Here is a 12,063-nt window from a genome sequence, read left to right on the forward strand (position 1 = left end):
AGAGCGGGGCGCGCGGCCGGGCTCGATCGACAGGAATCCTGATGAATGACAGTCTCGTCAATCAACAGGATTCCTGTCAATGTCCTAGGCTGTACCCGCCGTTCCCCGGTCGACATCCACAGGAGGAAGAACGTGACCACCTCGCTGCTCTACCTGGTCAAGCGGACGGAGCTGGCGGTACGCGCCCGCCTCGACGAGCTGGTCAGACCCGCGGGCATCACCGCCCTGCAGTACACCGCCCTCACCGTCCTGGGGCGACACGACGGCATCTCGGCCGCCCAGCTCGCCCGTGACTCGTTCGTCACCGCGCAGACCATGGCCGACATGGTCCGCACCCTGGAGGGCCGCGGCCTGATCCGCCGCGAGCCGAACCCGGACAACCGCCGGGAGCGCCTCATCCTGCTGACCGACGCGGGCAGGGGACTCCTCGACGAGTACGCGGGACCCGCCCGCGCGCTCGAAGAACGCATGGTCGCCGACCTCACCCCCGTGGAGGTCGACGCCTTCCGGCAGGCCCTGCACCGCACCTGGCGGTCCCTCAGCTGACCGCGCCCCGCCCGCCGGTCCGGCGCCCGGCCACCCCGCCGGGCCTGTCACCGGCGCCCGGACTTCGGCCACCGCGCCGGGCCCCGCGCCCCGCCCCGTCCGGCGCTCAGCCGGCCCCGCCGAGCACGCGGCCGCGCCTCGGCACCGAGTTAAGCAACAGCCGGGTGTACGGGTGTTCCGGCATGCCCAGCACCCGGTCCACCGGGCCCGACTCCACCACCGTGCCCGACTTGAGGACGAGCACCTCGTCCGCGACATGCCGGACGACCGCCAGGTCATGGGTCACGAACAGATAGCCGATCCCCGCCGCACGCCGGATCTCGCGCAGCAGGTCGAGGATCTGGGCCTGGATCGACACGTCGAGCGCGGCGACCGCCTCGTCCAGGACCAGCACCCGGGGCTCCACCGCGAGGGCCCGCGCGATCGCCACGCGCTGGCGCTGCCCCCCGGACAGCCCGCGCGGCAGAGCCCCCGACTCGCGGGCCCCGAGCCCGACCTGGTCGAGGAGTTCGCCGACCCGCGCCGTGCGCGCGGCCGCGTCCAGACCGGTGTGCAGACGCAGCACCTCGTCCAGGCAGCCGCTCACCGTCACCCGCGGGTCGAGGGACAGGTAGGGGTCCTGGAAGACCATCTGGATCTCCCGGGCCCTGGCGAGCCGCTCGGCGCGGCCCCGGGCGCGGGCCGAGCGGTCCCGGCCGTCGAGGCGTACCGTGCCGCCGTCCGCGCGCTCCAGGCCCACGAGCATCCGGACCGTCGTCGTCTTGCCGCTACCGGACTCGCCGACGATCGCGAGCGAACCGCCCGGCGGCAGGGCGAACGACACCCCGTCGACCGCGGTGTGCCCGCCGTACCGCTTGCGCAGCCCCTCGACCACCAGGCCCTTCGTCACAGCGTGCGTCACAGTGTGATTCCTTCCTCGGCGCGGAGGCACGCGGCCAGTCCCTCGCCGTGCGGTGCCAGTTCGGGCCGCTCCTGCGTGCAGCGCGCCACCGCGTATGGGCAGCGGGCGGCGAAGGAGCAGCCGGCCGGGGCTTCGGCGAGCGAGACCGGCCGGCCCGGGATGGGCCGGGGCGCGGGCGCGCCCGCCTCGATGCGCGGGGTGCAGGCGAGGAGCCCCGCCGTGTACGGGTGGCGGGGGCGGTCGAACAGCTCGTCGGTGGACCGGGTCTCGACGATCCGGCCCGCGTACATCACGTACACCCGGTCACAGATCGCCGAGGCCAGCTCCAGGTCGTGGGTGACGAAGAGCATCCCGGTGCCGCGCTCGGCCCGCAGCCGGGCCAGGATCGCGATCACCTCGGCCTGGGTGGTGACGTCGAGCGCGGTGGTCGGTTCGTCGGCGAGCAGCAGGGCCGGCTCGGCGGCCAGCGCGGCGGCGATGACGACCCGCTGGAGCATGCCGCCGGAGAACTGGTGCGGGTAGCGGCGCAGGGCGCCGCGCGGATCGCGGATGCCGACGGCGTCGAGGAGTTCCTCGGCGCGCGCGGCGGCCCGGTCGGCGGGGGTGCCGGAGGCGCGCAGCCCCTCGGTGAGGAAGTCGCCGACCCTGCGCAGCGGATTGACGGAGGCGCGCGGGTCCTGGAAGACCATGGCGACCTCGCGGGCCCGCAGGGTGGCCAGTTCCTTCGGGGGCATGGTCAGCACGTCCCGTCCGGAGACCCGGACCTGTCCGCTGGTACGGGAGCCCGGGGGCAGCAGTCCGAGGACGCTGCGGCAGGCGACGGACTTGCCGGAGCCCGACTCGCCGACGAGGCCGACGGTCTCCCCGGGCCGTACCGTCAGGCTCACCCCGTCCAGGACGGGCCGGGCGGCCCGGTCGTCCGGGAGGCGTATGCCGAGCCCGTCGATCTCCAGGACGGGCGTGGTCGACGTCGTGTTCATGGCGTTCACTTCTCCCGCCGCGCGATCCGGTCGGCGAGCCCCTCGCCGACGATTCCGAAGGCCACGACCGCGAGCACGATGCACGCGGACGGCGCGAGCGCCGGGAGCATCGCGCCCTGGAGGACGGCCCCCTGGCCCTCGTTGATCATGGCGCCCCAGTCGGCGGTCGGCGGCTGGACGCCGAAGCCGAGGAAGGACAGGGCCGCCAGGTCCATGAGCGCGTACCCGAAGTTCATCGCGGACTGGGCGAAGACGGTCGGCGCGATGTTCGGCAGCAGGTGGCGGACGCAGACCGTCCAGCCGGACCAGCCCTGCACCACGTACGCCTCGATGTACGGGCGTTCCTTCTCCTGCCGGGCGATGCCGCGTACCAGCCGGCCCACGTACGGGGTGTAGGCGACGGACATGGCGATGACGGGTGCGGTCATGCCGGGGCCGACGACGGCGACGAGCAGGATCGCGAGCATGAGGCCCGGGATCGCGAAGACGAGGTCCATCGAGCGGGACAGGACCGCGTCCGCCCAGCCGCCCCGCCAGGCCGCCACCACACCGAGCAGCATGCCGAGCAGGGTGGAGACGCCGACCACGAGCAGCGGTCCGAGCAGACCGGTGCGGGCGCCGTGCAGCAGCCGGGACAGGATGTCCCGCCCCGACTGGTCGGTGCCCAGGAGGTGGTCGCCCGAGGTGCCGACGAGGCTCGCGGAGAGGTCGAGCGCCTCGGGGTCGTACGGGGCGAGGACGGGTGCGAGCACGGCGACGAGGACGAGGAGGGCGAGCACCGCGACCGAGACCGCGAACAAGGGGCCCTGGCCGAAGAGGCGCAGTCCGCGCAGGCCCGGCCTGCGGTACGGCACCGTGGTGAGGGTGGTCGTCATGAGGGGCCTTCCCCGGGGGAGAGACGGGGGTCGATGAGCGGGGCGAGCAGGTCGACGGCGAGGTTGACGAGGACGAAGGCCGCCACGCTGAGCAGGGTGACCGCCTGGACCACGGCGAAGTCCTGGGCCGTGACCGACTGCACGAGCAGCGAGCCGAGCCCGGGCACGTCGAAGGCGGTCTCCACGATGGAGGTGCTGATGAGCAGTCCGGCGAGCATGGTGCCGCCGACGGTGACGACCGGGCCGAGCGCGTTGCGCAACACGTGCCGGCGGACCACCGTGCGGCCGGCGACGCCCCGGGCCCGGGCCACCTCGACGTGCTCGCGGCCGAGTTCGTCGAGCATCGCGGAGCGGGTGACCCGGGCCAGCAGGCCCGCGAAGGTCAGGGCGAGGGCGAAGGCCGGGAGGGTGAGCTGGTGGAGCCGGGCGCCGAGGCCCTCCGCGGCGCCGCCGCCCGGGCCCGGGAACCAGCCGAGCTGGACCGAGAAGAGCGACACGAGCACGATCGCGGTGACGAAGGACGGGGTGGCGGTGGCCACGCCCGTGCCGATGAGCACCGTCCGGTCGAGGAAGCCGGGGCGCAGCGCCGCGAGGATGCCGGCGCTCACGCCGAGGGCGGCGACGAGCACGGCCGCGTAGCCGACGAGGAGTGCCGTGCCGGGCAGTCGGGAGCCGAGGAGGGAGGTGACGTCCTGGTGGTACTGGGCGGAACGCCCGAGGTCGCCGCCGAGGACACCGGCGAGCCACTTGCCGTACTGGACCACGAGGGGGTCGTTCAGGTGGTACTCGGTGCGCAGGGCGGCCACGGCCTCGGGGGTGGCGGGGCGGCCGTGCAGCAGGAAGGTCACGGGGTCGCCGGGAGCCAGGTGGATCGCGCCGAAGACCACGACCGAGGTCACGAACAGCACGACCGTCAGGCCCAGGAGCCGCCCGATGAGGAAGCGGGTCATGACTGCGCGGCCCCGATCGTCGCGGCCCACGGGTAGTAGAGCTGGGCGATGCCGGTGGGCGCGCCGGTGATCCGCTTGCCGAGGAAGACCGAGTACGGCGCCTCGTACACGGGGATGATCGGCAGCTCGCGCAGGGCGATCTCCTGGAGCTTCGCGGTCAGCTCGGCGCGCTTGCCGGGCTCCGGCTCGGAGTTGGCCCGGTCGAAGGCGACGTCGAACTCGGCGTCGGACCACCTGCCGTAGTTCCCGAAGTCGCCGGTGCGCAGGTACTGGTAGAACTCCAGCGGGTCCGGGGTGTTGTCGTAGCCGTTGGTGATGACCAGGTCCATCCCCTCGCGGGCCGCCGGGTCGACGAAGATGCTGCTGTACGCGTCGGGCGAGACGGGCTTCAGCTTGACGTCGAGGCCGATCTGCCGGCCGGCCGCCTGCACCGCGTTGGCGACCACGCTGATCTCGGGCGCGAGGGAACTGGTCACGAGGGTGATGGTGCGGCCACCGGCGCCGGCCTCCTGGACCAGCTTCTTCGCACCCTCGATGTCGTACACCGGCTCGGGCAGCGTGTCGTACAGGGCGGCGGTCTTCTCCGGGGCGAGCGCCCAGGCGCCGCGTGCGGCGGGGGCCTTGGCGGGGACGCCGACGCCCCCGGCGGCGGCCTTGATGATGTTCTTCCGGTCGAGGGCCATGGACAGGGCCTTGCGGACCTTCAGGTTGCCGAGCGGGCCGTGGAAGTCGAGGACGGCGAGGTTCGCGGCCGCGGTGTTGGGGCCGAAGAGGACCTTGCCCTTCCCGCCGCTCTGCAGCTGGGCGAGGGAGGAGGACGGAACCATGTAGCCGCCGTCGGCGGTGCCGGACAGGAAGGCGTTGGAGCGTGCGGAGGCGTCCTCGATGAAGGTGAACTTCACGGAGGCGGACTTCGGGACGAGCTTCTTGTCCCAGTACGCGGCGTTCCTGCGGAGCGTGATGCTGTCGCCCTGGGCCCACTTCTCAAGGGAGAAGGGGCCGGTGCAGTTCAGGGCGCCCTTGGGGGTGCCGTAGTCCTTGCCCGCCTTGGCGAGGGACGCGGCGCTCACGACGGTTCCGGGAGAGGCGGCCAGGAGCTCGTGGAAGAGGACGTCGGCCTTGCCGAGGCGGATCGTCACCTCCAGCGGACCGGTCTTCTCGACCGAGTCGACGTTCTTGAAGGCGGACCCCCAGGGGGAAGCGGTGGCCGGGTCCATCTGGCGCTTGAGGGAGGCGACGACGTCGTCCGCGGTCATCGTGGTGCCGTCGTGGAACGTCACGCCGGGCCGCAGGGTGTAGACGAGGGTGCGTGGGTCGGGCCGGGCCCACTTGACGGCGAGGCCGGGCTCGAGCTTCAGGTCGGGGGTGACCCGCAGCAGCTGCTCGCAGACGTTGGCGAGCACGGTGTTCGGCGGGTAGTCGTACGCGAGTGCGTAGTCGAGGGTGTACGGCTCGGCGTACAGCGACCAGGTGAAGGAGTCCAGGTTGCCCCGGGCGGGCGGGGAGGTCGGGGTGACGTCGAAGCCGGCGCCGCCGGTGGTGCCGGTCTGGGGCCGGGTGGCTCCGGAGCAGGCGGTGAGGGAGGCCGCGAGCGCGGCGGTACAGGCGAAGACGATGATTCCGGGCATGCGCATGCAGACCCACCCCTTTACGGGTGTTGTGACGGGCACGGGGGGATGGAGCGAGTATTGATGCGGGAACGTTCCCGCACAAGACTTCGGCCAGGTTTGCGGGAACGGTTTTGCAGAGCTCGGGAGGATGGCAGCATCGGTCCCATGACCGAAGCTCCAGAGCCCGGCGGGCAGCCCTCGCCGCCCACCCCGCGCGTCCGTCTCGTCGACGTCGCCCGCGAGGCGGGACTGTCCAAGACCACCGTCTCGGCGGCGCTCAACGACACCGGCCGGCTCTCCCCCGAGGTGCGGGAGAGGGCCCGTGAGACAGCCCGCAGGATGGGCTACCGGCCCAACGCCACCGCGCGCCAGCTGCGCGCGGGACGGGCCCGGCTGATCGGATACGTGGTCGGCGAGCTGGCCGACGCCCCCTGGACCTTCCTGGAGTCGCCGTACTTCGCCCGGCTCACCGGGGCCACCGCCGCCAGCGCGCTCGGACGCGGCTACGCGCTGGTGCTGCTGCCCGCCGGATCGCTGCAGAGCGAGTGGTCCGCGCTGCCCCTCGACGCCGTGGTCGTCGCCGACCCCGTCGCCGACGACCGGATCGTCGACGACCTGATCGCCGCCCGCATCCCGGTCTTCAGCGACCGGTCCGTGGAGGGCCGGCCGGAAGCCCACTGGGTGGACGTCGACGCGACCGCCGCCGTCCACCGGACCCTGGACCACTTCCTGGCCCAGGGAGCCCGGCGGCCCGCGCTGGTCGTCCCCGACAGCACCACCCGCTTCCACCGCGAGGTGTTCACCGCCCACCGCGACTGGTGCGCGGCGCACGGACTGCCGGAGCTGGCCGTACGGGCCGCCGAGCCCGGCAACGGGCCGGTCGTCCGGGCCGTCGAGACCGCCCTGACGGCCGGTCCCGAGCGCCCCGACGCCTTGTTCGTGGTCGCCGAGGCCAGCCCGCCGCTCGTCCTGGACGCGGCCCGCCGGCACGGCTACGACGTGCCCGGCGACCTCCTCGTCGCCTGTGTCAGCGAGGACGAGACCGCCGTGCACACCGAACCGCCGGTGACGACGCTCAGCCTGCGTCCCGACGCGGTCGCCGAGGCCGGGATCGAACTGCTCGTGGCCGTACTGGAGCACGGGCGGCGGGAGACCGGCGGGATGCTCGTGCCGGTCCGCCTCGACGTCCGTGCCTCCTCGGTACGGCCGCCTCGGCTTCCGGAGCCGGGCCCAAGGCCTCCTCAGCCGGACCCGAGGCCTCCTCAGTCGCCGTGCACGAGCTCGCCGCCCACGTAGGTCCGCTCCACCCGCGCCTCGGCGATCTCCTCCGGGGGCGCGGCCAGGATGTCCCGGTCGAGGACCACGAGGTCGGCCAGGTGGCCGGGAAGGAGGCTGCCGGCGTCGTCGAACCCGTTCACGTGCGCGGAACCGGCGGTGTAGGCGGCGATGGCCGAAAGGAGGTCGAGGCGCTGTTCCGGCAGGAACACCCGGTCGTCGGCGGCCTCCGGATCCCGGCGGTTCACGGCGACGTGGATGCCCGCGAGCGGGTCCGGGCTGGAGACGGGCCAGTCGCTGCCCGCCACCAGAGTGGCGCCCGCCCGCAGCAGACCTCCGAAGGGGTACTGCCAGGCGGCGCGCTCCGGACCCAGGAACGGAATGGTCAGCGTGTCCATCTGCGGTTCGTGCGCCGCCCACAGCGGCTGGATGTTCGCGAGGGCGCCGAGCGCCGCGAACCGGGGCAGGTCGTCGGGGTGGACGACCTGGAGGTGGGCCAGGTGGTGCCGGTTGCCACGCCGCCCGTTGACGGCCACGGCCGCCTCGACCGCGTCGAGCGCCTCCCGTACGGCCCGGTCGCCGAGCGCGTGGAAGTGGACCTGGAAGTCGAGGGCGTCGAGCTCCGTCACGTAACCGCGCAGGGCGTCCGGGTCGACGAAGCTGAGACCGCTGTTCGCGGTGGCGCAGCCGCAGCCGTCCAGGTACGGAGTCGTCAGCGCGGCCGTGAAGTTCTCCGCGATGCCGTCCTGCATGATCTTCACGGACCCGGCCCGGAACCGTCCGTGGGCCAGTTCCTTCCGGCGTCGCACCAGTTCGGGGATCTGCTCGGCACCACGCTCACGGTCCCACCACAGCGCGCCGTTCACCCGGGCGGTCAGTGAACCGTCCCGCGCCGCCGCCAGGTAGGCGGTCGAGGGGTCCGCCATGCCGTTGAAGTCGCCGAGCAGCGCGTCCTGCCAGCCGGTGATGCCGAGCGAGTGCAGCAGCTTCTGCGCCCGCAGCAGACCCGCGAGCCGGTCCTCCGGAGTCCTGGGCGGCACGAGCCGCGCGACGAGTGCCGTCGCGCCCTCCTGCAGCATCCCGCTGGGGAAGCCGTCCGCCTCCCGCTCCATCCGGCCGTCGGCCGGATCGGGAGTGGCGGCGGTGAGACCCGCGAGTTCGAGGGCCCGGGTGTTGGCCCAGGCCCCGTGGTGGTCCCGGTTCGCGAGCAGCACCGGCCGGTCCGGCACCACGGAGTCCAGCAGCTGACGGGTCGGCAGCCCGCCTGCGAAGCTCTCCATCGACCAGCCGCCGCCGGTGACCCACTCCCGCTCGGGGTGTGCCTCCGCGTACGCCCGGATCCGCTCCAGGCACACGTCGACGTCGACGACCTCGGTCAGATCGCACTCGGCCAGCTCGGCGCCCCCGCCCACCGCGTGGATGTGGGCGTCCTGGAAGCCGGGCAGCAGCAGCCTGCCCGCGAGGTCCACCACCTCCGTGCGGGGCCCGATCAGCTCCCGCACCTCGTCATGGCCGACGGCGGCGATCCGCGCCCCCGTGACCGCGAGCGACGTCGCCCGGGTACGGGCCGGATCCATGGTGAGGACAGGCCCTCCGGTGAAGACCAGATCGGCGTGAGGCATACGGTGGCTCCCCTGCTGAGTGTGCGCCGGGCGGCTACGAGTGACGAGTCACGGGTGACGGGACACGGGTGGTGGGCCACGGGTGGCGGGTCACGGACGACGGACGCCATCGAAGCCCGACAGCCGTTTACACGTCAATGGTGTTGACGTAAGGTTCCGGCCATGTCCGAACGCGTGGTCCCCGAAGGCGACCGACAGCGCCGCCGCCCCACCCGAGAGGGCTCCGTCCTCTCCGAGCGCCTGATCATCGAGACCGCCCTGCGGCTCGTCGAACAGCACGGCGCGAAAGCACTCTCGGTACGCAGACTCGGGACCGCGCTCGGTGCCGACCCCACGGCCCTCTACCGCTACTTCCGCAACACCGACGCCCTGCTCCTCGCCCTCGCCGACGAGGTCATCGGCCGCGCCCAGGAGGGCTGGACGGCCACCGGCGACTGGCGCGCCGACCTCCGCGCGATGGGCCTGCGCATCCACGCCGCGTACCTCGCCCAGCCCCAGGCCGCGCTGCTCGCCGCCCACCGCACCACGGGCCGTCCGCACGAGACCCGGGCCGTCGAGACGATCCTCGGCATCCTCCGCGGCGGCGGCTTCCCCGACGCCCTGGCGGTGCGGATCTACCACGCCTTCGTCGACCAGGCGCTCGCCTTCGCCGCCCAGGACGCCGCCGCGGCGGCCCTGCCTCCGCTGGCCGCGGCGGCCGACGCCGAGGTCTGGCACGCCGCGTACGGCCCTCTTCCCGCCGGCACCCACCCGAACATCGCGGCGACGTTCCCCCTGCTGGCCGCCGACATGCGCGACAGCGGCTACCCCTTCGCCCTGGAACTGACCCTCACGGGTGCGGCCGCGCTGCACCCGGACGCGGGACGGTAAGGAGCGTCAGGGACCCGGCGAGCGGCGGGCGGCGAGCGGCTCCAGGGACCCGGCGGCCGGCGCGCGGCGCGCGGCGCGAGGGAACCCGGCGAGGCTTATGTCAACACTATTGACCTTATAGTCTCCGGCCGGTTCTCATGACGGCACCTCGGAAGGGCTCCCTCGCGCGGGCTCCTCCGCCACCCGAAGGAAGCCACCATGGACCCCCTGCTCTCGCTCCGGGACGCCGATCCGACCCCGTTCTGGCTCGACGACCCACGCCGTCCCGGGCCCACCCCCGCCCTCGTCGGCGGCACCACCTGTGACCTGCTGGTCGTCGGCGGCGGATACACCGGACTGTGGACCGCCCTCGTCGCCAAGGAGCGCGACCCCTCCGCCGACGTCGTCCTCATCGAGGCCGACGAGGCCGGCGGCGCCGCCTCCGGCCGCAACGGCGGCTTCTGCGAGTCGAGCCTCACCCACGGGCTCGCCAACGGGCTCGCCCGCTGGCCCGACGAGATCGGCGTCCTCGAACGCCTCGGCCGCGAGAACCTCCAGGCCATGGAGGACACCCTCGCCCGCCACTCCATCGACTGCGACTGGGAACGCACCGGCTCCCTCGTCGTCGCCACCGAAACCCACCAGGTCGGCTGGCTCGCCGAGGAGGCGGAGACTGCCGCCCGGTACGGCGCCACCACCACCCTCCTCGACGCCGACGCGGTCCGCGCCGAGATCGACTCCCCGACCTTCCTCGGCGCCGTCTGGAACAAGGGCGACACCGCCATGGTCAACCCGGCCCGGCTCGCCTGGGGCCTCAAGCGCGCCTGCCTCGACCTCGGCGTCCGCATCCACGAGCACACCCCGGCGCTCTCCCTCGACGAGCACGGGGCCGTCGTCTCCGTCCGCACCCCCTACGGCCGCGTCACCGCCGGCCGGGTCGCGCTCGCCACCAACGCGTACCCCTCCTTGGTCCGCCGCCACCGCCTCTACACCGTCCCCGTGTACGACTACGCGCTCATGACCGAACCGCTCGACGAGCGACAGCTCGCCGCGGTCGGCTGGCACAACCGGCAGGGCTGGGCGGACCCCGCCAACTCCTTCCACTACGTGCGGATCTCCGCCGACAACCGCATCCTCTGGGGCGGTTACGACGTGGTGCACCAGCGCCGCGTCAGCGCCGAGCACGACCGGCGCCCCGAGACGTACGCGACGCTCGCACGGCAGTTCTTCCACACCTTCCCGCAGCTGGAGGGCATCCGCTTCAGCCACGCGTGGGGCGGCGCCATCGACACCAGCACCCGCTTCTGCGTCTTCTTCGATACCAGCCACCACGGCAAGGTCGCCTACGCCGCCGGCTTCACCGGCCTCGGAGTCGGCGCCACCCGCTTCGGCGCCGAAGTGATGCTGGACCTGCTGGCCGGCGAGTACACCGAACGCACCGCCCTCGACCTAGTACGCCGCAAGCCGCTGCCCTTCCCGCCCGACCCCATCCGTTCCCTCGGCATCGGCATCACTCAGCGCTCCCTCGCCCGCGCCGACCGCAACGAGGGCCGCCGCGACCTGTGGCTGCGGACCCTCGACCGCCTCGGTCTCGGCTTCGGCAGCTGACTACGCCTCGCCGTTCGGGCCGAGCGCCCGGTCCGTTCGGTGGAAGGCCTCCCGAAAGGACGGCTACCACGTGCTCCGGCACACCTACGCCTCGGTCCTCCTCGAAGCGGGCGAGTCCATCGTCACGCTCGCGCGGTGGCTCGGTCACTCAAGTCCGACGATCACCCTCGACCACTACGCCCACTTCATGCCGGAGGCCGGCGGCAAGTGACGCGCGGCCATCGACGCGCTGCCCGAGTACGTACCTGGGGGCCTTGTCCCGTCCACGGCCGTATGTGAGATCCCGTGCGATGGCCGTCGCCCGCGTACGGGAATGTTCCAGTCCCGCTGTCAGCTCTGCCTGGTCAGGGTTGTCCTCGGTCGCCAGCAGTTCCCCGGCCGTAACCATGGCCACCCAGAACTCGGGAGGTGAGCCCTGCCCATCCCGGAACTGGGTCTTCGTGAAGAGCCGGAAGATCTTCGCGAGCTCCCCGGTTCGAAACCACGGGATCATGCCGCCGGGAAAGCCTCCGCGGGCGCAGGCCGCGGTCCACGACAGGTCGCGGATCTGCTCACCGCGACCGTCCAGTATCCGGTCCACGACGAACGCGTGCCCACAGGCGAGAAGCATGGCGACGAGGTCTTCCTCTCCCACCTCGAACTCGCCGAAGAGGGGCAGAACCTCGTGGATCCGGACTTCGGCGTCTGTCCGGGGCACTCCCAGGGCCAACACGCAGGCATCCCACTCACCAGTGCGCGCGGCCAGTTCGGCGAAGACCTCCTCCTCGGCCCGTCCGGCGGCCGGCATCTCGCGGGCCTCCAAGACCAGCGTGGCCTCGCCTTCCCCACGACTCATGGCCAGAGGCAA

At 72.9% G+C, this 12,063-nt stretch carries 11 protein-coding genes and 1 pseudogene; 5 read left to right on the forward strand and 7 right to left on the reverse strand.

The window, feature by feature from the left end; genetic code table 11:
- The first annotated feature begins 132 nt into the window (after nucleotides 1–132).
- On the forward strand, nucleotides 133–546 hold the full coding sequence (locus tag OG514_RS24595; RefSeq protein ID WP_266898285.1) for a MarR family winged helix-turn-helix transcriptional regulator: 414 nt from the start codon (nucleotides 133–135) through the stop codon (nucleotides 544–546).
- Nucleotides 547–652: 106 nt separating this feature from the next.
- Here OG514_RS24595 and OG514_RS24600 read toward each other — a convergent pair whose 3' ends face one another.
- Genes OG514_RS24600 through OG514_RS24620 form a run of 5 tightly spaced genes read right to left on the reverse strand, consistent with a single transcriptional unit; the run spans nucleotide 653 to nucleotide 5,886 of the window.
- Entirely contained in the window at nucleotides 653–1,447 is a 795-nt protein-coding gene (locus tag OG514_RS24600; protein WP_266898287.1) for an ABC transporter ATP-binding protein, read from the reverse strand.
- Complete coding sequence (locus OG514_RS24605) at nucleotides 1,444–2,427, reverse strand: ABC transporter ATP-binding protein (RefSeq protein WP_266898289.1); 984 nt, start codon at nucleotides 2,425–2,427, stop codon at nucleotides 1,444–1,446. Before OG514_RS24605 ends, OG514_RS24600 begins: the two co-directional genes overlap by 4 nt.
- Nucleotides 2,428–2,432: 5 nt before the next feature.
- Entirely contained in the window at nucleotides 2,433–3,302 is an 870-nt protein-coding gene (locus OG514_RS24610) for an ABC transporter permease (protein ID WP_266898291.1), read from the reverse strand.
- Complete coding sequence (locus OG514_RS24615) at nucleotides 3,299–4,252, reverse strand: ABC transporter permease (RefSeq protein WP_266898293.1); 954 nt, start codon at nucleotides 4,250–4,252, stop codon at nucleotides 3,299–3,301. The genes OG514_RS24610 and OG514_RS24615 overlap by 4 nt, the downstream gene beginning before the upstream one ends.
- Entirely contained in the window at nucleotides 4,249–5,886 is a 1,638-nt protein-coding gene (locus OG514_RS24620) for an ABC transporter substrate-binding protein (RefSeq protein ID WP_266898295.1), read from the reverse strand. The genes OG514_RS24615 and OG514_RS24620 overlap by 4 nt, the downstream gene beginning before the upstream one ends.
- Before the next feature lie 141 nt (nucleotides 5,887–6,027).
- On the opposite strand from OG514_RS24620, the gene OG514_RS24625 reads away from it, so the two are divergent.
- The gene (locus OG514_RS24625; protein ID WP_266898297.1) at nucleotides 6,028–7,158 is read left to right on the forward strand and encodes a LacI family DNA-binding transcriptional regulator; all 1,131 of its coding nucleotides are present in this window, start codon (nucleotides 6,028–6,030) and stop codon (nucleotides 7,156–7,158) included.
- Here OG514_RS24625 and OG514_RS24630 read toward each other — a convergent pair.
- Nucleotides 7,125–8,759 (reverse strand): amidohydrolase, encoded by a 1,635-nt coding sequence (locus tag OG514_RS24630; RefSeq protein WP_266898299.1) that lies wholly within the window; start codon nucleotides 8,757–8,759, stop codon nucleotides 7,125–7,127. The two genes, OG514_RS24625 and OG514_RS24630, sit on opposite strands and share 34 nt — an antisense overlap.
- 162 nt (nucleotides 8,760–8,921) lie before the next feature.
- On the opposite strand from OG514_RS24630, the gene OG514_RS24635 reads away from it, so the two are divergent.
- The 3 genes and pseudogenes from OG514_RS24635 to OG514_RS24645 form a co-directional block, all read left to right on the forward strand.
- The gene (locus OG514_RS24635; RefSeq protein ID WP_266898301.1) at nucleotides 8,922–9,629 is read left to right on the forward strand and encodes a TetR/AcrR family transcriptional regulator; all 708 of its coding nucleotides are present in this window, start codon (nucleotides 8,922–8,924) and stop codon (nucleotides 9,627–9,629) included.
- A 198-nt stretch (nucleotides 9,630–9,827) separates the two neighbouring features.
- Nucleotides 9,828–11,216, forward strand: coding sequence for an FAD-binding oxidoreductase (locus OG514_RS24640; protein ID WP_266898303.1), 1,389 nt, complete (start codon nucleotides 9,828–9,830; stop codon nucleotides 11,214–11,216).
- Nucleotides 11,217–11,253: 37 nt separating this feature from the next.
- Nucleotides 11,254–11,427 (forward strand): annotated as a pseudogene (locus tag OG514_RS24645) (tyrosine-type recombinase/integrase); the annotation flags it as partial.
- Here OG514_RS24645 and OG514_RS24650 read toward each other — a convergent pair.
- Nucleotides 11,365–12,051 (reverse strand): hypothetical protein, encoded by a 687-nt coding sequence (locus tag OG514_RS24650; protein WP_266898305.1) that lies wholly within the window; start codon nucleotides 12,049–12,051, stop codon nucleotides 11,365–11,367. The pseudogene OG514_RS24645 and the gene OG514_RS24650 overlap by 63 nt on opposite strands.
- Nucleotides 12,052–12,063 lie beyond the last annotated feature (12 nt).

It is taken from the genome of Streptomyces sp. NBC_00572 (genome assembly GCF_026341815.1).
In the GTDB taxonomy this organism is placed as follows: Bacteria; Actinomycetota; Actinomycetes; order Streptomycetales; family Streptomycetaceae; genus Streptomyces.